The sequence below is a fragment of the Paenibacillus sp. ICGEB2008 genome, from assembly GCF_000307675.1.
GTDB classification, from domain to species: domain Bacteria; phylum Bacillota; class Bacilli; order Paenibacillales; family Paenibacillaceae; genus Paenibacillus; species Paenibacillus polymyxa.
In genome coordinates, this window is sequence record NZ_AMQU01000005.1 from 18506 (window position 1) to 37991 (window position 19486).

At 45.4% G+C, this 19486-nt stretch carries 22 protein-coding genes; 6 read left to right on the forward strand and 16 right to left on the reverse strand.

Going from position 1 to position 19486, the window contains the following annotated elements:
• Window positions 1-591 carry a spore protease YyaC gene (gene yyaC, locus C400_RS0103105; protein WP_026065353.1) on the reverse strand — a complete coding sequence of 197 codons (591 nt, stop codon included), beginning with the start codon at window positions 589-591 and terminating at the stop codon, window positions 1-3.
• A gap of 120 nt (window positions 592-711) precedes the next feature.
• Between yyaC and C400_RS0103110 the strand changes: the two genes are divergently transcribed.
• Window positions 712-939, forward strand: coding sequence for a DUF1128 domain-containing protein (locus C400_RS0103110; protein WP_013373034.1), 228 nt, complete (start codon window positions 712-714; stop codon window positions 937-939).
• Window positions 940-1097: 158 nt separating this feature from the next.
• On the opposite strand, the gene C400_RS27310 is transcribed toward C400_RS0103110, so the two are convergent.
• A complete protein-coding gene (locus tag C400_RS27310) occupies window positions 1098-1376 on the reverse strand; it encodes a pirin family protein (protein ID WP_232795302.1) in 279 nt (92 codons plus the stop codon).
• 17 nt (window positions 1377-1393) lie between these two features.
• A complete protein-coding gene (locus C400_RS27315) occupies window positions 1394-1816 on the reverse strand; it encodes a pirin family protein (protein WP_232795303.1) in 423 nt (140 codons plus the stop codon).
• A 230-nt stretch (window positions 1817-2046) separates the two neighbouring features.
• Between C400_RS27315 and C400_RS0103120 the strand changes: the two genes are divergently transcribed.
• The 4 genes from C400_RS0103120 to C400_RS0103135 all read left to right on the forward strand — a co-directional run bounded on the left by C400_RS0103120 (window position 2047) and on the right by C400_RS0103135 (window position 4168).
• Window positions 2047-2760, forward strand: coding sequence for a phosphatase PAP2 family protein (locus C400_RS0103120; RefSeq protein ID WP_017425947.1), 714 nt, complete (start codon window positions 2047-2049; stop codon window positions 2758-2760).
• Between the two features lie 140 nt (window positions 2761-2900).
• Window positions 2901-3158, forward strand: coding sequence for a GlsB/YeaQ/YmgE family stress response membrane protein (locus tag C400_RS0103125; protein ID WP_016820274.1), 258 nt, complete (start codon window positions 2901-2903; stop codon window positions 3156-3158).
• 42 nt (window positions 3159-3200) lie between these two features.
• Window positions 3201-3602, forward strand: coding sequence for a YtxH domain-containing protein (locus C400_RS0103130; protein ID WP_016820275.1), 402 nt, complete (start codon window positions 3201-3203; stop codon window positions 3600-3602).
• Between the two features lie 95 nt (window positions 3603-3697).
• On the forward strand, window positions 3698-4168 hold the full coding sequence (locus C400_RS0103135) for a DUF5665 domain-containing protein (RefSeq protein WP_017425948.1): 471 nt from the start codon (window positions 3698-3700) through the stop codon (window positions 4166-4168).
• 114 nt (window positions 4169-4282) lie between these two features.
• On the opposite strand, the gene C400_RS0103140 is transcribed toward C400_RS0103135, so the two are convergent.
• From C400_RS0103140 to C400_RS0103190, 11 genes are all read right to left on the reverse strand, one after another.
• Complete coding sequence (locus tag C400_RS0103140) at window positions 4283-5242, reverse strand: magnesium transporter CorA family protein (protein ID WP_016820277.1); 960 nt, start codon at window positions 5240-5242, stop codon at window positions 4283-4285.
• 118 nt (window positions 5243-5360) lie between these two features.
• Window positions 5361-6134, reverse strand: a complete 774-nt coding sequence (locus C400_RS0103145; protein ID WP_013373041.1) for a sigma-70 family RNA polymerase sigma factor — start codon at window positions 6132-6134, stop codon at window positions 5361-5363.
• Window positions 6131-6583, reverse strand: a complete 453-nt coding sequence (rsbW, locus tag C400_RS0103150; protein ID WP_016820278.1) for an anti-sigma B factor RsbW — start codon at window positions 6581-6583, stop codon at window positions 6131-6133. Before rsbW ends, C400_RS0103145 begins: the two co-directional genes overlap by 4 nt.
• A gap of 18 nt (window positions 6584-6601) precedes the next feature.
• Window positions 6602-6940, reverse strand: a complete 339-nt coding sequence (locus C400_RS0103155) for an STAS domain-containing protein (RefSeq protein WP_013373043.1) — start codon at window positions 6938-6940, stop codon at window positions 6602-6604.
• Window positions 6941-7040: 100 nt separating this feature from the next.
• Window positions 7041-8711 carry a response regulator gene (locus tag C400_RS0103160; protein WP_017425949.1) on the reverse strand — a complete coding sequence of 557 codons (1671 nt, stop codon included), beginning with the start codon at window positions 8709-8711 and terminating at the stop codon, window positions 7041-7043.
• Window positions 8712-8730: 19 nt separating this feature from the next.
• A complete protein-coding gene (locus C400_RS0103165) occupies window positions 8731-9600 on the reverse strand; it encodes a CheR family methyltransferase (protein WP_017425950.1) in 870 nt (289 codons plus the stop codon).
• Between the two features lie 80 nt (window positions 9601-9680).
• Complete coding sequence (locus tag C400_RS0103170) at window positions 9681-13397, reverse strand: response regulator (RefSeq protein ID WP_017425951.1); 3717 nt, start codon at window positions 13395-13397, stop codon at window positions 9681-9683.
• Window positions 13381-14562, reverse strand: a complete 1182-nt coding sequence (locus tag C400_RS0103175) for a PP2C family protein-serine/threonine phosphatase (RefSeq protein WP_016820282.1) — start codon at window positions 14560-14562, stop codon at window positions 13381-13383. The genes C400_RS0103170 and C400_RS0103175 overlap by 17 nt, the downstream gene beginning before the upstream one ends.
• A 234-nt stretch (window positions 14563-14796) precedes the next feature.
• Window positions 14797-15138: a general stress protein gene (locus tag C400_RS0103180; RefSeq protein ID WP_013373048.1), complete on the reverse strand. Its 342-nt coding sequence runs from the start codon at window positions 15136-15138 to the stop codon at window positions 14797-14799.
• 97 nt (window positions 15139-15235) lie between these two features.
• Window positions 15236-15754, reverse strand: coding sequence for a hypothetical protein (locus tag C400_RS0103185; protein WP_016820284.1), 519 nt, complete (start codon window positions 15752-15754; stop codon window positions 15236-15238).
• A gap of 50 nt (window positions 15755-15804) precedes the next feature.
• Window positions 15805-16326, reverse strand: a complete 522-nt coding sequence (locus C400_RS0103190) for a DUF948 domain-containing protein (protein WP_016820285.1) — start codon at window positions 16324-16326, stop codon at window positions 15805-15807.
• A 261-nt stretch (window positions 16327-16587) separates the two neighbouring features.
• On the opposite strand from C400_RS0103190, the gene C400_RS26550 reads away from it, so the two are divergent.
• Window positions 16588-16755, forward strand: a complete 168-nt coding sequence (locus C400_RS26550) for a DUF1328 domain-containing protein (protein ID WP_013373051.1) — start codon at window positions 16588-16590, stop codon at window positions 16753-16755.
• 129 nt (window positions 16756-16884) lie between these two features.
• On the opposite strand, the gene C400_RS0103200 is transcribed toward C400_RS26550, so the two are convergent.
• The gene (locus C400_RS0103200) at window positions 16885-18075 is read right to left on the reverse strand and encodes a C40 family peptidase (protein WP_017425953.1); all 1191 of its coding nucleotides are present in this window, start codon (window positions 18073-18075) and stop codon (window positions 16885-16887) included.
• A 188-nt stretch (window positions 18076-18263) separates the two neighbouring features.
• Window positions 18264-19133 (reverse strand): cation diffusion facilitator family transporter, encoded by an 870-nt coding sequence (locus C400_RS0103205; RefSeq protein ID WP_017425954.1) that lies wholly within the window; start codon window positions 19131-19133, stop codon window positions 18264-18266.
• Window positions 19134-19486: the final 353 nt, after the last annotated feature.

Sequence of the window (19486 nt, forward strand, 5' to 3'; positions counted from 1 at the left end):
TCAATATCTGAAACGGTAGCCCGCTGGAAAATCTTGCGAAGCTGTTTTTAAACCAAATTCACAAGCCGCTGCATCTGCAATATATGCAGCCATCGTCATGACCAGATGAAGCGACGTCATCTGGAGTGTCCAGTAGGGTTTGGGACTGCGCTCATTCACAATCGCGGCCACGCTATAATGCCCGACGGACGGCAGAGACAGCCCGACCGATCGCGCAGGGGTTAGCGGTTCACGGGCAACAAGGAACATTCCCGTTGAGCCATGCTGTCCAAGACAAGCATCTATGGCGATCACATGATGATCTTGGGGAATACGCTCCAAGTATGAAACCAGATGATCCGCATCACAAGGCTCCGTCATGGTGCCAATCACATGCGGAAAGCCTTGCTCCTTGAGCATGGTGCCTACCAGTGGCCCGAGTGAGTCACCCGACGAGCGATCTGTACCGATACATACAAAAGTCAACTTATCTATAGCATGCTGATGTTGAATTTCTCGAAAAAACGGTGCGAGTCCGTCGCGATCTGTTTTCTCTACATTAGGTTCTAAGGGCGAGCGACCAGATGTAGAAGCTCGATTATACAAAGACAACTTTGTCCATCCTCCTTCATTCAGTTGTATATCGGTAATCTGGCTATCAGTACATTCTACAACAAAAACATGATACAATACAGGCAACTTCCCCTGTTATGAAAGGATGGAACATTAACGATGGATTTGTCTGTACCGTCTCATGCCAATATTGAGTATATGATTGAGGGCATTAAAACCAAGCTTCGTATGGCGAGTGGTGCTGCTATGCAGGCTTCCGCTTTCTCGCTAGAGCAATACGAGGACATCCATGATGTCTACGATATGGTGATCAGCAAGCCTAACCTCAGCATTTCAGAGGTTGAAGCCATTGTCTCCGAACTGGGTAGATTGCGTAAGTCCTCGTAAATCAGCTTGTAGGACAGACAGCTTGGCTATTTTAAGTTTGTCACCACAAATAAAGCTCGTATCTCCGGTCGTCTTAACAGACGCGCAAGGGATATGAGCTTTATTTTTTCGATGCATATACGTATTTTCATCCACTTCTTCCTTTACCCATGGAAGCTTCAAGGCAAATCTACTAATACCAGTTCAGATACTTCCTCATTCCCTGTAGCTAGTATCTTTAATGTACAGTTATTCTGAATTCGCGCGGCATCGCCAGGTTTTAACTGAAATTCCCCATCCTGACACGTAACTTCAACATGACCGCTAATGATATAAATGTGAGTGCGGCGCTCCTCTTGCTGCGGATATTCAAGCTGCTGTCCCTTTTCCAATCTGCTCAGATACAGATTTATATCCTGTGCAATCGATAGGGCTCCCTCCACCTCTGAACCAGACACTACGGGCTGAAGTCGATTTAGGCGTTCACTGTGCTTGAATCTCTGTACCTGATAAGAAGGCTGAAGGCCAGGACTCTCGGTAGAAACCACATTTGCAAAAAACGAACCGGTTTTTCATCCCCAGGATTTCGCTCCTCATGTTCAATCCCAGTGCCTGCACTCATAACCTGAATCGAGCCGCTTTTCAGATCCTGTTCGTGACCCAAGCTGTCGCTATGATGCAGAAGGCCTTCAATTACATAGGTGACGATTTCCAAATCATGATGCGGATGTCTTTTGAACCCTTGCTGCGGTTTAAGCTCATTATCATTATGGGCTAGCATACATCCAAAATGGGCATTGCTCGGATCTTCATAATCTGCAAACGAAAAGCTAAATTCACTATGAATCCATCCCTTATTTGAGGTATGTCTCTCTGCTGATGTCACTATTTTAATCATCTTAACACCTCCATGGATTCCAGTTCCGTAAAGCAGCCCTTACTTCGTGATTCCTAATCCACTTCCGGCCCTGGCATTACAAACGCTGTAATACGATCCCTTTACCCCGCACTTATATGCGTCAATCAGCCTATTGTCTCTGTCTGGTTTTGCTCTCCCGTTCATTATTCGTTAAGTTAATAGTACACAAAATGAATCTATCACAGCCATAAGGAGGCGATTTACTACATATGCTATCCCATGAACCTCAACGATTCCGATTCTTACCAAGCTTTTTGCGTCGCAGTCTGTCTGCATCTATGATCATGATCGCCGTCTTACTTCTCATTGCCTATTCAATAAGATGGATTGGTACAGCTCCTTTTCTATATTGGGATGAGCGTATTCAGGATATTGTTTTTCCAGACACAGCTGCTGCTCATTACCAACTGCTACCCGTCGCTATATTCATTACATCGTTAGGCTCATTCCGCATATCATTACTGATAGCAATCGGTACCGCAATCTTGTGCTGGGTCTATCTCCGCTCAAAAGCGTATTCCTTTGCCATCCTAAGCAGCTTTACGGCGATGTGGGTGCTAAATACGATCATAAAAGAATTTTTACAACGGGAGCGCCCGTCTCTTCAACATTTGGTGGAAGCAGGAGGTTACAGTTTTCCCAGCGGTCATGCGATGATTTCCATGGGATTTTACGGAATGATATTTGCCATTTGGGCTATAGAACGAAAGGTTCATAAGCGTACATTCTTCCTTCCGTGTGTTCTTGGTGCATTACTCGTTCTCTTGATTGGCCTCAGCCGTGTATATTTAGGAGTTCATTTTCCTACCGACATTGTAGGTGGCTATATTGCAGGTATGATCTGGCTGGTATTTACCGTTCCCGTGGTCTATTGGCGAGCGCGTCTGTGGCGTTCCTTCCCTTCATTTCCTCCCCGACCATAAGCGCTTTAAGATAGCTTTTTTGTTTCACTCAGGGTCACAACGTTTATATACGAAGTAAGCAAGGCAAAGAAATAACGAAAGCTCAGCATTCATCAAAAACATTATCGTTGTGTGAACTCAGGATAAAGGAGGCGATCCTTGTGTGGGGAATTGTCCTAAGTATTGTAATGGCTATTATTATCGGATTGATTGGCGATGCACTGGCTGGTCATGAAATGCCTGGCGGCATTGCAGGCTCTATGATTGCTGGCTTTGTAGGAGCTTGGCTCGGTGCCATGATTCTAGGAGACTGGGGTCCAGTCATCGGAGATTTTGCAGTCATTCCAGCCATACTTGGAACCGCATTGTTCGTGTTCTTGCTCGGACTTGTGTCCAGGCTATTAAGAAGGGCTACCTAACATTTATATATATTTTTTATTCTATAAAAGGAGTGATATATCATGAGTAACATTGACAATCAGAATATGGCAAGCACTTCAGGTTTTGCAAAGGGTTTATTCATTGGAGGTTTGATTGGTGCTGCGGCAGCCCTGCTGTTCGCTCCAAAGCCAGGCCGTGATTTGCGTAGCGATCTGTCCGAAAAAATGACTGTTGTCTCTGATAAAACCAAGGATGTTGCATCCGTAGTCAGCAGTAAAGCGACGGATTTGGCCAAAACCGTTTCTACCAAAACAGCAGATGTAGCCAAAACGGTAGCCGAGAGCAAAGACAACATCGTATCCAGCGTAACTAAAGCCTCTGCTGATGTTGCTAATGAAGCGGCTAAAGCAGATAAAGAAGTTATGGATGCAACTGCTCAGGCAGCCAAGGACACTCAGAAGCAATTAAATGCAAATTCCTAATACGAATACATTCCGATTACAACCAAAATGAGCTCCAAACACTGAACAGCCAGCATGCAAGAAGCTGGCTGTTTTTAAATGATAGAAAGGCTGGGATGACAATGAACAAACCAAGCTCCTATGGAGATGATCTTGCTCGGAACAACAAGAGAACCTTTCACCCCCTACAGACACAAGATCAACCAGACAAGGTTTCATCCAAGCAGACCTCACCTACTCATGTTAAAAAGCATGATCATGAAAGAGATTTTGATGTGGATGAACATCCTTTTGAGCTACGCCATGAGGTCAAGCGGCTTAACAAACGTCTAGATCAAATCGCAGATACATTAGAAAAAGCAGAATTCAAAGATATTATAGAGAACTACTCCAGTACGAAAAGAAGAATTATTAGTAATCTGACGGCTGGGATTTCAAGGGGTCTTGGCCTTACACTGGGTACAGTGGTCGTACTCGCCTTACTCGCTTGGTTGCTTAGCTTCCTGGTGCAGTTAAATCTTCCAGTCATCGGAGATTTTATCGCCGAGTTGTTAGGATATATCAAAATGAGCCAAGGTACTAAGTGATTGTCTTCTATTTCATATAAAAACGATCCATCGAACCGGTAATGAGCTCCTAAAATGCTCCCGGTTGTGATGGATCGTTTTTTGAATGCACATTGTAACTGCCGTAAGCAGCCGCTACAATTTGTTACGCTTGTTTGTTTTTAATAAATCTCCTGTCCATCCCTTCATCATCAGCCAGCCGTACATCCCCGCCATACTTAACAGAGTAGCCATAATCACGAAGGTAAAACCCCAGCCTGTTTTGATCCAAGGCAGATTTTCAAAGTTCATGCCCCAGATAGCGCCTACTACAGTGGCCGGCGTAAATACAGCGGTCACGATCGTGAGTGTCTTCGTAATCTCATTGCCCCTAAATGCGGAAATGGCGTCATCAATGGAGATTAGTGTGTCGATTTCCTTCTCATAATGGCGGAATAGTCCCTCCATCCGAGTCACACGGTACAGTAACTGCTTAAAAAAGCGATTTTCCTCCAGCTTATCCAGATAGGCTTCGCGGGAAGCCGTGACCAGCTCTGAAAAAGGAATGAACATATTGCTCCAATACAACAGCTCGAAACGCGCATTCAATATAGAATCCATCAGCGTACGTGCGTTCCTTTTCTCCATGTCCTCTTCCAGTCTTCTCAGGTTGATCTCAAACTTATCCATTCCCGTATGAAAATAATGAAGCACAGCTCTCGCCAATACGAACATGCCATCAGCCGCATCCTCACACTGTTGCAGCATGGTTTGGCGTTCTGGGGTATGCATAATTTCACGGGTATTTTGGTCCAAATTTAAGGTCACTAGCTTCTGGTTTAGAACTAGAAAATAAAACTTGTTGCAATTGCGCTGACTGTCGATCTCCTCTTGAACGGAGTAGATCAACGATCCGCACATCAATGGTTGATTGCCATCTGGAAAGCGTACAGAAATAAAGCTGGATGGAATGTCCTCTACCTTATCCAGCCACTCTGCGGCCTCTGGGAGCTTCTCCTTCAAGTGCTGTATGACCGAATCCTGCCAGTCCGCAGCACAGATGTCCCACCATTCCCATCCTCCACGAAAGGTAGAAATCTGTTCAAATGCTGTCATGGATTCCATCCTTTCTTTGTTTTTTCCGCTTTATAAAAAGGACACGCTTCCCTAATTGGAATAACGTGTCCTTACGATGGGACGTCAAATATTATAAGCCATGAATTCAGCGATCTTGTCATGAAATAGAGGAATTAGACATAATCTGCTTCAACTTTTCTGTTGCCCGCTTCTGAATACGGGAAACGCTCATCTGCGATACGCCCAACGTCTGCGCAATCGCACGTTGAGATTGACCATCCTGAAATGCCAGAAGAAGCACTTTCTGTTCCTGCTCTTTCAGTTGGCTTAAGGCCTGCTGAAGATCCATCCGTTTTTCCACCGTGTCAAAATCGTTAGCATCTGAGCTAATAAGCTCACCTAACGTAGCTGCACTCTCTTCCTGGGATAATGGCGAGTCCAGTGAAACATAGTGGTAGCATTCGCGACCTGCAAGCACCTCGATCGTTTCCTCAACGGTAAGGTCCAAATACTCCGCAATCTCGTTCACATTGGGTGAGCGTTCTAATTTGACGGTCAGCTCATCAATCGCATGTTGAACAAGCGCTCCCTTTTCCTTGATACGGCGAGGGACCTGTATGTACCAGGATTTATCGCGTAAATAATTCTTCATATGTCCCAGCATACTTTTCATAGCGTACGGCTCAAATGGGATACCCAAGCTGATATCGTATTGCTGGAGCAGACGTATCAAAGCCATCTGACCGGTCTGATATAAATCCTCGTATAAGTCCGGGCGGTTACGGGATATCTTCCCGGCAGCCATCTTGACCATAGGCTCATACTTGCGGATCAGCACGGTAGCAATTTCGTTATCTTTGGTTTGCTGGTACTCCCAGATTAGACCAACGGCTTCATCCATCGACTCCGGGGGAGTTACCTTTTCATTCATACTCTTTCCTCACTTCTGGTCAGACGCTTTACCAACACCACTTCGGTACCTTTTCCTGTCTCATTCAAGATTTGAACATCGTCCATAAGCGCCTGCATGAGATAAAAGCCTAATCCGCCGATTTGCGCATCATTTAACTCCTTGTCATGCAAGGATGCGATACGAGACGGGTCCTCCACACGTTCAAAGCTCTCCCCTTCATCTTTGACACGAATGGACAACGAAGCTTCGTCAAATTCGAATGTTACTTCCACGACTCCTCCCTCATGACCATATGCATAAAGGACAGAGTTATTACAGGCTTCCGATACAGCCACTTTCATGTCTTCGATATCCTCATAAGAGAATCCCATTTTAGCGGCAATACCATATAAATTTAATCTTACAATATCAACAAAGTCAGCTGTGGCCGGCAAATTAAGAACTACTTTTTGAATTTGAGCATTCATTTCTTTTTCTTTCCTTTCCTATTGGGAATTCTCCTGGGGGGCAAAGAATTTGGCAATACCGGTCATATCAAACAGTTTTTGAATCTGAGGCGGTACCTCTTGAACCGTAAACCGGGACTCCATCCCATGCCTTGCTTTTAAAATGGATAGCAAAATACCAATGCCTGTGCTGTCAATGTATTTAAGGTCTCTCAAGTTAACAATCAAATCCTGGCTGGATTCCCCCACTAAAGGCTCCATGACCAGACGGAAATCAGGTGCTACCGAAAGGTCTAATTCTCCACTCAGATACACGGTATTTACACCATCAGCTGTTTCTGTGATCGCATTGAACTTCTCATTTTTATTTGTATTCATAGGCCTACTCTCCCAAAAAAAGATTTCCCTACATACTAACCCAATATACGAGCGTTTGAATCACGTTATAACTTTTTATACACCTGTCAAATAACACCAGCTAGGCTTCATTGATTCGGTCTTTACCTGGCTGCATTGGAAAATGATCTGGAGAATGCCGGAGCAACGCCTGTTTTACACTGCTGATTTTAACGGGCTTACTAATGTAATCGTTCATTCCAGCCTCAATACATCGGGGCTGAATTCCCTCCATGACGTTAGCCGTCATAGCGATAATCGCAGGTTGAGATCTCCCCGCCAACTGTTCACGTACTCTACCCGTACACTCCAGGCCGTCCATTACAGGCATCTGCAAGTCCATAAAGATATAGTCGTAATCCTGATTCGCAGTGACCATATCAAGCGCCTGTTGCCCATCTGCTGCCACGTCTGAAGCCAAACCAAGCTTATCCAGTATATTGACCATCAGCTTCTGGTTGATGGGATGGTCATCCACAACCAGTACAGGTCTACGGGTTGGGGGCTCCTGTTGTGGGATTTCCCAATCATGGCTGGACTCCCCCTCCAGTTCATTTTCCTTGGCAAAGCCAAGCTTCATTGTAAAATGAAACGCCACACCCTGTTCTCCACTCGTATCCACACGGATATCTCCGCCCATCATATTCACTAAGGTTTTGCAAATAGCGAGTCCTAGACCTGTTCCACCATATTTGCGTGTCATTGAAGAATCCAGTTGGGAAAAAGGGTGAAATAGCCTTCCAACCTTGGCAGGATCAATACCAATCCCTGTATCCTTTACAGAAAACTCAACCGTAAGCCCATTGTCGCTACGCTCTTTAACCGATGCGAAGACATATACCCCGCCTTGGTCTGTAAATTTGACAGCATTGGAAACCAAGTTAATCAGTACTTGGCGCAACCTTCCCATATCACCATATAACACGGGAGGCAGCTGTTCATCGAGAAAATAAACCAGTTCCAAATTCTTGCGGTTCACCTCTACCGTAAACAGGCTGAAAACTTCCTTGATACAGGAAACCAAATCAAATGGATATTCCTCAACCTCCATCTTGCCTGACTCCAGCTTGGTAAAGTCCAGAATATCATTAATGACCGCGACCAGCGCGTCTGCACTGCGGCGGATGATATCGGCATATTCCTGTTGATCGTTTTGCAGCTCTGTCTCCATCAGCAGATCAATCATACCAATGACACCGTTCATAGGTGTGCGAATCTCATGGCTCATCATTGCCAAAAATTCGGTTTTGGCATTGGCAGCAATCTCTGCCGCCTCCTTGGCGGCTATCAGTTCGCTGTTCATCTTTTCCAGCTCCTGCGTCTTCTGGTGCAGCAGCATGGACTGTGTTTTCAAACGCTTGTTTGTCAGATACATTTGTACGAAGCCTTCAATTTTGGACTTGAGAATTTGAGGGATGAACGGCTTCACCATATAATCAATACCGCCCGCTGAATATCCGGCAAACAAATGCTCCGCTTCCTTGCTGTTAGCTGAAATAAAGATAATCGGAATATCCTTCGTCTTCTCTCTGGCCTTGATTAACTTTGCGGTCTCAATTCCATCCATACCCGGCATTTGCACATCAAGGACTACGAGTGCAAATTCATCTTTTAACAGACATCGCAACGCTTCTTCCCCAGATGTGGCCTTTACCAGATTATATTGTTCACTCTCCAGCACTGCCTCAAGAGCGAGCAGGTTCTCAGGTCTATCATCTACCAGCAATATATGAATCGGTTCATGAAGCCCCATGGAATCCTCCTAAGCATCTCTATTTAATCTTCCGGTATATTTTCTCTACCCGGTCCAGCGGCTCGTAGGAATCACTATAATCGGTGAAATGTATGGATTCCTTGGCCCCAAGCACCAACACACCAAAATGACTCAAGCTATCATAAAACAACCCATGTACATGGTTGCGAAGTTCATCGTTAAAATAAATCATAACATTCCGGCAAAAAATAACATTGAACTCGTTAAATGACCGGTCTGTCGCTAAATTGTGCTCAGCAAAAATGATATTTTTTCGTAAAAAGGGATGAAACATTACCGAATCATACTTGGCTGTATAATATTCAGAGAACGATTGTGTGCCCCCAGATTCCAAATAATTTTTGGTATACAGCTTCATTCGGTCAATCCCATATACGCCTTCCTTCGCTTGTTGTAAAGACAGGTTATTCATATCCGTCGCATAAATACGGGCCTTGTCATATAAGCCTTCCTCATGCAGCATGATTGCCATAGAATACACTTCCTCACCTGTGGAGCAACCTGCATGCCATATTCGGATATACGGATACGTCCGTAAAATAGGAATGATTTTTTGCCTGAAAATTAAAAACAGCTCCGGGTCGCGAAACATCTCGGTCACCGGAATGGAAAGACTCTGTACCAGTCTATCAAAGGCGCTGCGATCATGCAGCACCTTCTCCTGAAGTCCTGATATCGTGCTTACGTTCTCGGACTGCGCATGATAATAAATACGCCGCTTGATCGATGGCAGAGCGTAGTTGCGAAAATCGTAGCCGTACAGCCGATGTATACCTTCCAGCAACAGCTCAATCTCAATCATTTCCCGCTCATTGTCATTCGATTTCACTTCATTAGCAGCATTATCCGCCATATCCTTCGATGTCATAATCTCTCTCCAATTCCTAAATAGGTTTTGCCTGTACCGCTCTCAATCAAGTGTCAATTTATATTACCCATTTTTTTGGATTACGAATACAACCACACCCGCATTAATGATAAAAGCTGTTCGGTTTGAATCGGTTTTTTTACATAATCGGAAGCGCCTGCCTCAATACACTTGGAACGATCATCCTTCATCGCCTTGGCTGTCAGGGCAATAATAGGCAACTTCTCGAATTGCGGCATTAATCGAATCCGTCGCATTGCTTCATATCCATCCATTTCCGGCATCATCATATCCATCAGCACCAGATCAAAATCAGGCGTCTGTTCGAGCATTTCCAGAGCTTCCCTTCCATTTTCTGCAAAGGTAACCTCCATACGATAGCTTTCCAGCACACTGGACAGAGCAAATACATTACGAATATCATCGTCTACCAACAATATTTTTTTGCCTTCAAACAGCTCTTCCTTGTTATAAAGCTTCTGCAAAATTTTACGTTTGTCCTCAGGAAGATTTGCCTCCACCCGATGCAGGAACAACGTAGTCTCATCCAAAAGTCGTTCCGGCGATTTGACATCCTTAATAATAATGGACTCTGCATATTTTCGAAGTTGTGTTTCTTCCTTACTATCCAGATCTTTGCCTGTATAAATAATGATCGGCAGATCGGTGAGCTGCTCATTTTCCCGAATGCGGTCGAGCAATTCAAAGCCTGTCATGTCACTCAGCATCAGATCCAGTACCATGCAGTCATACCGCTGGGTGGCCAGCTCGTTTAGTGCTTCTTTACCTGTCGATACCGCCGTAATGGCCACATCATCATGGTCAATGAGCTCAATAATGGACTTGCGCTGGTTATCGTCATCCTCGACCACAAGGAGGCGTTTTACCATTTGGTCCGTATAAGATTTTATATGTGAAAATGCCTTATCCAGACTTTCCTTTGAAGAAGGCTTTTTGAGATAGGCAATCGCGCCCATCATCAAGCCCTGCTTCACATCATCAATGACCGAAATCACATGTACTGGAATATGACGTGTCGATGAGTTTCCTTTCAGCTCGCCCAAAATGGACCAGCCATCCATCACAGGTAACTGAATATCTAATATAATAGCGTCTGGCAAATAAGAATGAGCCATGTTCAGCCCATCGTCTCCTTTGAGAGCAATCAACGCCTTAAAGCCACGACTACGGGCCATGTCGTACAAAATATTCGCAAAATTAATATCATCCTCAATAATCAGCAGCACTTTATCCTGCGGGGTAATCTCGTTTCGGTCATCACCCGGATGTATGTCCTCTACTCCGCTCTTCACAGGCATCTGATACACAGGTAAGCGTTCAGCAGGCATAATCATTGGAAGATCTGCTTCCGCTGAAGCAGCGACACCCTCATAATCCGGAAGTACATCTGTACTGTCAAGCGCCTCTCTCGAATGAGAATCCATATTCTTTTCCGTAGGCGTTTGTTCCGGCAAATACAGTGTGAAGCAACTGCCCTGCCCCTGCTCGGATTCCACCGTAATGGCACCGCCCAACAATTTGGAAAGCTCACGACTGATCGACAGCCCTAGCCCTGTTCCCCCGTATTTTCGGCTAGTCGTACCGTCTACCTGCTGGAAGGCTTCGAAGATCAGATCTGTCTTATCCGAAGCAATCCCGATGCCCGTATCACGTACAGATAGAGCCAGATAGGATTTTCGTGGATTTAGCATACCCGGAAGCTGCTCTCCATTTGCCCGAGATACCTTGAAACTTATAGAACCTTCCGTGGTGAACTTGAACGCATTGGACAGTAAGTTACGTAAAATTTGTTTGAGACGATAACCGTCACTTATAATAGCATCTGGCAAATTCTCTTCGATTTCGGTATGCAGTTGAAGCTCTCGTTTGGCTGCGACTGGAGCAAAATTCTGTTCTACAAACAGCTCCAGTTCCTTCAAATGGACCGTTTCATGGTTAATATCCATTTTTCCAGCATCCACTTTGGATAAATCCAGAATTTCATCAATCATTTTCAACAAATCCGCGCCCGACATATAAATGGTTTGTGCATATTCAACTTGTTTGGGCTTGAGATTGCCTTCCTTGTTCTCAGACAGCAGCTGAGAAAGAATAAGCAAGCTATTTAGCGGAGTACGCAATTCATGCGACATATTGGCCAAAAACTCGGATTTGTATTTGCTTGTGATCCCAAGCTGCATCGCCTGTTGCTCCAACTGGGCTCGTGCACGTTCGATCTCATCGTTCTTTTCTTCCACTTCTCGAACCTGTTCTTCCAGTGCTCTCGTTTTAGCAATCAGTTCAGTATTAAAATGCTCCAATTCTTCCTGTTGACGCTGTAATAATTCCTCGGAACGCTTAAGCTCCTCTGTTTGCTGCTCCAAATTCTCGTTAGAACGCTTGAGCTCTTCTTGCTGAGTTTGCAACTCTTCGGACTGGCATTGCAATTCCTCGGTAAGTGCTTGTGATTCGCGCAACAGTTGCTCAACCCGCATCCGTCCCTTGATATTGTTCAAAATGATTCCCAAACTCTCCACTAACTGAGCAAACAGCTTCGTTTCCAGATCACTGAAGCGGTCCAGTGACGCTATTTCCACGGCACCAATGCATTCATCATCGAACATAATAGGGAAAATCATAATTCCAACTGGCTTACTTTCTCCTAAGGCGGAGCCAATGGACAAGTATCCTTCAGGTGCCTCTGTGATCAAGATTGGCTTACGATCCAGAACACACTGTCCAAGCAAACCTTCGCCCACCTGGATAGCGTCTCTGATCGAGCCTTCGCCAGTCACCTTTGCATAGGAGCCGTATAACTTGAATCGATTGTCTTCTACCTCTTTTCCTTGCAGGTAGATGGCTCCATAGCTGCCCCCCAAAATGGGTGTAAACTCACTAATGAACATCTGAGCAACCTGCTCCAGTGAATTCACACCGCGAAACAGCTCAGTCAATCGAGCAGTATTGGCATTAAGCCAAGTTTGGTCCTTCTGCGTTTGAAGGACGGAATGCTCGAATTTCCTTTTTTCATCCAGGTCTCCAGCCAATTGTTGAAACACACGAGCAACCTCTCCGATTTCATCTTTGGAGGCCACACTCATCCGGCTGATAGCCCTGTACTTTCCCTTGCCAAAACCGTTCATCATGAGGTTAACGGTATTTAGACCTTTGGCAATGCTAGGAAGCACCCACAAAATAACCAGTAAGCCCATCATCAGACCGGCCGCCATCAGGATTGTGGTAATCTGCACAGATTCCTCATAAGCCTGATTGGCCTGCTTCATATCGTTATCAATTTCCCGGTCTTGGAAAACAGCTAGGGTATTAATGCTGTCCATTGCCTCCTCTTGAGCAGGCAGACCCGTGCTATTACGGAAAGCATTAGCTTCCTCAATACGATCTTGCTCCAATAAGGAAACGAGTCTCTCTTCATAGTTTAGATAATCTTTCCAGGCGACAGCCACCCGGTCAATCTGCTGTTGCTCTTCACTCGTACCGGAATCCGTTTGCAGACTAGCCAGCACTTTTGTTCCAGTAGCAGAAATATCATCCATCTCGCGCTTGGCCTCGCTGACAGAGGAGCCTGGATTCAAGATCAGATTGGCCATGACTTTAGCCATATCGTTCACCTGTCCGCGTATAGCCGTTGTTTTGCGGACCTTCACATATCGTTCTTGGTAAACCTGGTTCAGCTGTTCATTCAAGCTCCCCATCCGGTCATAGCTGATTAGCGTCAGCACAAGGAGGATCGCCATAAGCGATCCAAAGCCAATCAGCAGTTTATTTCTGATTTTCATGCAAGCTCTCTCCCTCTTTCAATGAAATCCAGATCAGGCACTTATCATCATCGCGATCCTGCGGCCCCTCGTTACGAAAAAACGCATCCAGCATCGCTTCTTCATTCCATTCCTCATACTTGCGCAGACAGGCAGTCAGATACTCCAATTGTTCCTCATATTCACCTTCTACCGTCTCCAGCAAGCCATCTGTATACAAAGCGATATGCCCAGTTCCTTCGTAATAAATCGTGTGCATCTCTGCATCAATTTTATCAAACAATCCGACCGGACTACACGCACGGTCTAATTTGGTTATGCTACCGTCCTGATTGAACAGCAAGCCGGGAGGATGCCCTGCATTTACATAGTCAATTCGCCGTGAACGAGTATCAATCACCATATAAATCGCCGTAAAATAATACTGTACCAGCTGCTTGCCCAGGTCTAGTTGATTAAAACGACGATTCAGCTCTTGTATGACCTTCTCCGGCTCCACATACGTGGTCACCGTATCCTTGAGTACAGACGCAATGAACATGCAAAACAAAGAAGAAGAAATGCCATGGCCCATCATATCGAGCAAAATGATGGCATATCTCCCTTCTCCTAGCGGATACCATGAATATAAATCTCCCGCCAGTTCAAAGGAAGGCTGGTACAGTGCATTCGCTTGCAGCATAGGGTCCTGAATGGCAGGACTCAGCACCGCCTGCTGCACCATCGCAGCCAGTTTCAATTCATCCTGAATTCGCTGATCCCGGTCCTTATGCCAGTCTTTTTCCTGTTTAAGACGCAAGGCAGATCGAATTCGCGCCATTAGCTCTACCTTGTTGATCGGCTTTGTGACATAATCAACGGCTCCCACATCCAGAGCTTCGGCCAATTTTTTAGAATCGCCTACAGCGGTGACCATAATAATCGGAATATCTTTTAAATGTTCATATTCCTGTACAATACTGCAAGCTTCAATGCCATCCATTTCAGGCATCATCATATCGAGCAGCACCAAATCAATATCCGAAGGACGGGGGCGAAGACTAATGGTACGGTCGCCGATTCCCAAATGTTCCAGCATTTCTGCGGCCGAGCTGGCAGAGATCACATCGCGATAATTTTCTTTTTTTAGTATTTCACGAATAATAATGACATTCGTTGGATTATCATCAACAATTAGAATTCTCATTGCTCTCTCCTTATCTGTAACCCATGTATTATACTATACCTGCTTATGGGGCAACACCCTTGTTAATTAGAAATAGCGTTTCCGTAAGCAGGCATTCCAAAAACATAGATAAGGAATGAGGCTAAAACCCCATTCCTTATCTATGTTTTTGGAGGACACGCGAAACACTTGGGCTGCGGCCAACATCCTCTTTTTCAAATCTAAGTTTGCTTAATCCTATGATGAGCTGGAAAATCACGCTTTTTTCGCAATAACCAGCACTTTACCCTGATCCAATTCTTTTTCATAAAAATCTGCTTCCGTATCGGTAAAACCTAAGGAAGTGATTTTAGCACGAAGCTCATCGCCACGAGAACGGAACAAATTCGCTAAGGAGTCAAAAACGCCCTCTTCTTTAATCCCGATTTCCTTGGCAGCTACCGTATCTGCGATACGATCCGTCCGATCCTGATCATGAGCGAGCACGAACACATCCTCATAACGATAGCCCGTGTTACGCAACTCATTCACAGCTTCAACGGCTTGTACACCGTTCTCTACCACCTTGGCATAAGATTTATGATTGGTCTGATTCATGTTTCTCACGCTCCTTTAAGGATTGACTTCTCTGACTATTACACTTCATTCATCCATTTGAAACTTCCATATGATGTCACGCCTCGAAAAAAATCGATTACCACTCCGTTTCATCAAAAAACTCAACATACTTTGGCTTGTCAGACGTCTTATCCGTAAATACTTTGATCGCCCGCTGCCCGCGCACATACACCTCTCCGTCTTCTGCCGTAAATTGCGAGCCGCCTAGCTCCTGATCCAGCGTTTTCCGTTGCAGTGGCAGCCACTTATCATTCACTTTGATTCGACCGGCAGCAGGATCTACATGCACATAGGAGACGACGTCCTCACGCATACCTACGGTGACATCCGGGTATTGATATTCTGTAGAAAGCAGCAGCTTATCCTTCTTAATTCGAAGTGGCTTGCCCAGTTTTTTCAATACATCCGCACGAGTATCATCCAGAGATATGCCATTTAAGGTATGAAAATCAGTTGGCACAGCATGTGGATCAGTTATCGTCTGAACAGCCCTTACCATATGCCCCGCTGTCTGCGGGGAGACGGTTTGCTGAACCGTATCCTGTCCGGAAAAGGGAGTGAGCAAACCAGCGGCTAGTAATAATGTCTTCATCATAATTCTCACCCTTTCAATGAATTTCCTATAGTTTACGGTTCAGCACTATACTACTGACGCATTTTCTGCCACACCCCAGCAGCGATGTCTACATAACCCAGCCAGTTCTTAGCCGGCTTGCCCGCAGGTTCCCCATAAGTGGCATTGTAGCTCTGAACCGTCCGCTCTGTTGCAGTCAAAGGTCTGTTCGATCCCGTTGACTTGATCGCCTTCTCCGTTCCGGAAGTGCTGCTCGCAGTGCTACGTGACTTCTGAAGGCGTGTCATTAACGCTGTTGAAGCCTGCTTGGCGGCCAGCGTCACTTCGCTGAGTACCTCCCCCAGGTTTTTAACCGACTCCATCACAGGTTCCACTTGCTTCAATTTATGATCAACGTCTGCGGTGATGTCATTTGCATGTCGAACCGTTTGTTTTACTTCATAACTTAGTTCATCGACTGTCTTTTGTACTTCCTGCAAGGTTTGAGTTACCTTATCTAGAGAACCTTGAGCTGCTTTCAATGTCTTAATAAGGTAAATAACGAGTACGGCAAATGCGATAGCAATAATAAAAATGCTTACCTGTGTTAACATAGCGTAACCTCTCTTTCGTCTTTCACGATGATGTTTATGATTACTGCATAGTTACCCTCTACATTCGGACACGAAACAACGTCCAGACTGGTATCTTCTTGTGCTCCAAAGGTTATGATTCACGGGCCCTCGCACCGTTTAAAACAACGTATAATGATGGCACAGCCACACTTAATCTGTAGAAGTCACCGTCATCTGCTACCACGCTCTATCGGGGCGCGAGTATGCCACATTATATACAATCAAAGGAGGATACAGAACATGCTGAAATGGTCGGCTTTATTCTTAGTTTTTGCTGTGATCGCCGGGATTTTAGGTTTTTTTGGTATCGTCGTCTCCGTAGCAGCTACAATAGCCAAAATGTTATTTGTGCTATTTTTGGTCTTATTCGTTATTTCACTTTTTACCGGAAGAAAACGAGCTTCATAGACGTTGGATGATAGCTACACCCAAACGTGATATGTATCATATGCTTATCAAAAAAGGATGTTCCCACCCTGGTCAACAGAGATGTGGAACATCCTTTTTTGATGCAGCTTTTAACAGTGAACGGCGTTTTTATTGGATCACGCTGCCCCCAAACAGGAAACGATCCTGCCAAGGCTTGCTGAAATCCGTAACTTTTACACCACCGGCCGCTACAGAAAACGTATGGAGAAGCTTGTTGTCTCCCAAGTATACAGCTACATGCGTAATCGTTTGGGAGGAATTATCCAAGGACGTGTACGCCCCGGAAGATGCATTATAATTTGTAAAAAAGAGCAGATCGCCACGCTTCAGTGTAGTCATATCTGTATTCGGCTGACTGTTCTGCTTGATCCACTCACCCTGTGAACGAGAATCTGCCGGGAGCTGGATCCCTACAGCCTGACGGAAAATTTGGCGAGTAAATGCCGAGCAATCAAAAGTAGCCGTACTGTTGCGATCAGAACCATATTCATAAGGTGTTCCAAGGTAAGTCATACCTGTGTCAATAACCTGTTCGATTGAGGCCGCTGCATCACCAGAAAGCAAGCTAACCGTCGAAGCAGGAGACGCTACCGCAGGTAGAGCAGTAGTATCTGAAGCGGGTGCAGCCGAAGATGCCACAGGCTGCTGCACAACAACCCCCTCACCAATACGAATATATTGTGGAGATGAGCTGACATAGCCTACTGTACCATCAGCAGTGGTGATCTTAAACCAATACGCGTTACTGGAATCGGTAATCGTAACGACATCCCCTGTATTCATATAGCCCAGAACCTCGGAAGAAGTGGATGCCTCCGCCCGCAAACGAACGGACGTTTGAATCGTAGCTTTCGTTTGACCGGCAGAACTATTCACTGAAGCCGGAGCCTCTTTAGTTGAAACATTTTTAACTGAAGCTGAAACAGTTTTAGCTGACTCTGAGGCTTCCGTTTTACGGCTGGCGGACGGGGTGACAGCAGCAGCGACGCTGGTAGCGCCAACTTTTATGTACTTGTCAGAGCTGCTTGTGTAGCCGGTTACTCCATCAGAAGTCTTGACCTTATACCAATAGTTGTTTGTTTTCTCCAATACCGTTACGGCCTCTCCCTGCTTCATAAAGCTGACTACATCGCCCGTAGTGGAAGGGCCAGATCTAAGCTTTACAGCCGCCTGGATAACCGCCTTCTGTCCTGTGGATGCTGTAGTCGATGCCGCTGCGTCAACCTGACCCGGCGCCACATGAATTGCTGCCAACAGCGCGGCTGACGTCATGAGCATTCCCATCACGCGTCTTCTCAATGTTGCACCTCCTGGCTGTTTTTACGAATTTGAAGAGCATAATTCCGACGAATATAGCCGGACATGCCTTCATTATAGTAAAAGCAGCAGGAAGAGAGATATAATCCAAACGTCACAAAAGATAGCGTGTACACCATTTTAGGTATAGGTCTAAAGTCACTTTTTATACTAATTATTTAATAATTAATCTATAATTTAGGTTCTACATGGACATGAACGTGCATCGTATTATGAACCTCTTGTAGACGTTCCTCAATCCGGTCGCTAATCCGATGTCCTTCGATCAGACTGAGTTGCGGATTCACCTCAATGACCACATCCACCAGTGCGTGGTTACCGTGTACCCGTGCCTTAACGTCTCGAATTCCTTCTACTCCAGGTATAAGAGCAATCGTACTCCGTAAGTCGGACAGTTCTTGCTCATCAAATCCATCAGTCAAGCTATGTGTGGAATCCCTAAAAATCTCCCACGCCGTTTTACAAATAATGAACCCTACCACGATCGCCGCCACAGTATCTAACCACGGCAGCCCGAACTGTGCGCCGATAATGCCCACTGCTGCTCCAACACTGACGAGTGCATCTGATAGATTATCCTTGGCCGCAGCCAGCAACGCCTTGTTGTTGATTTGCCGAGCGAGCCTGTTATTGTACAGGTACACCCCGAACATAATCACTGCGCAAATCACAGCCACACCCGCAGAGGTAATATCCGGTATTTGCTTTCCTCCCTTGAAAATGCTTCCGATTCCATCAATCAGCACCTGCAAACCAACGACAGCCATAATAAAGGACGCCAGCAGCGCCGCAATCGTTTCGGCCCGAAAATGTCCATAGGCATGGTCGGAATCTGGTGGTTTTTGCGAAATTCTCAGACCAATTAATACAGCAACCGACACCACAATATCGGTGACATTGTTGAATCCATCGGCCAGCAACGCGCTAGAGGCAAATATATATCCGCTAATCAGCTTAAAAGCGGACAGCAAAAGATAAGCAGCAATGCTTACCCACGCCCCTCGCTCACCTTTTCGTATTTCATCATAGACATTTACCACAACGGAGGACACTCCTTCAAATAGATAGTTCGCAGCGTAAAGATCTGCCCAGAAATAAAAATAGCAGCACAGCTGCCCTTACACTACCCCTCAAACAAGCAGCACAACTGCCCTTACACTACCCCTCAAACAAGCAGCATAGCTGCCCTTACACTACCCCTCAAACAAGCAGCATAGCTGCCCTAAAAATAACAATTCGCCTGTGGAGAACTGTTATTTTTAGGATAACAGACGAACTTTGTGTGGGTCTAGAGAAACAGTCTTTCCACTCTACATCGCTGTAGGAACAATGAAAAAGTATTGCCAGGCCCCATCCCTGTAGGTTACACAAAACAATTTTTCCTTCATGCAAA

Coding starts and splice junctions, on each gene's coding strand:
- C400_RS0103110 (WP_013373034.1), top strand. CDS start 712: ATGGATTTGTCTGTACCGTCTCATGCCAATATTGAGTATATGATTGAG.
- C400_RS27315 (WP_232795303.1), bottom strand. CDS start 1,816: ATGATTAAAATAGTGACATCAGCAGAGAGACATACCTCAAATAAGGGA.
- C400_RS0103120 (WP_017425947.1), top strand. CDS start 2,047: ATGCTATCCCATGAACCTCAACGATTCCGATTCTTACCAAGCTTTTTG.
- C400_RS0103130 (WP_016820275.1), top strand. CDS start 3,201: ATGAGTAACATTGACAATCAGAATATGGCAAGCACTTCAGGTTTTGCA.
- C400_RS0103135 (WP_017425948.1), top strand. CDS start 3,698: ATGACAATGAACAAACCAAGCTCCTATGGAGATGATCTTGCTCGGAAC.
- C400_RS0103140 (WP_016820277.1), bottom strand. CDS start 5,242: ATGACAGCATTTGAACAGATTTCTACCTTTCGTGGAGGATGGGAATGG.
- C400_RS0103145 (WP_013373041.1), bottom strand. CDS start 6,134: ATGAATGAAAAGGTAACTCCCCCGGAGTCGATGGATGAAGCCGTTGGT.
- rsbW (WP_016820278.1), bottom strand. CDS start 6,583: ATGAATGCTCAAATTCAAAAAGTAGTTCTTAATTTGCCGGCCACAGCT.
- C400_RS0103155 (WP_013373043.1), bottom strand. CDS start 6,940: ATGAATACAAATAAAAATGAGAAGTTCAATGCGATCACAGAAACAGCT.
- C400_RS0103160 (WP_017425949.1), bottom strand. CDS start 8,711: ATGGGGCTTCATGAACCGATTCATATATTGCTGGTAGATGATAGACCT.
- C400_RS0103165 (WP_017425950.1), bottom strand. CDS start 9,600: ATGACATCGAAGGATATGGCGGATAATGCTGCTAATGAAGTGAAATCG.
- C400_RS0103170 (WP_017425951.1), bottom strand. CDS start 13,397: ATGAAAATCAGAAATAAACTGCTGATTGGCTTTGGATCGCTTATGGCG.
- C400_RS0103175 (WP_016820282.1), bottom strand. CDS start 14,562: ATGAGAATTCTAATTGTTGATGATAATCCAACGAATGTCATTATTATT.
- C400_RS0103180 (WP_013373048.1), bottom strand. CDS start 15,138: ATGAATCAGACCAATCATAAATCTTATGCCAAGGTGGTAGAGAACGGT.
- C400_RS0103185 (WP_016820284.1), bottom strand. CDS start 15,754: ATGATGAAGACATTATTACTAGCCGCTGGTTTGCTCACTCCCTTTTCC.
- C400_RS0103190 (WP_016820285.1), bottom strand. CDS start 16,326: ATGTTAACACAGGTAAGCATTTTTATTATTGCTATCGCATTTGCCGTA.
- C400_RS26550 (WP_013373051.1), top strand. CDS start 16,588: ATGCTGAAATGGTCGGCTTTATTCTTAGTTTTTGCTGTGATCGCCGGG.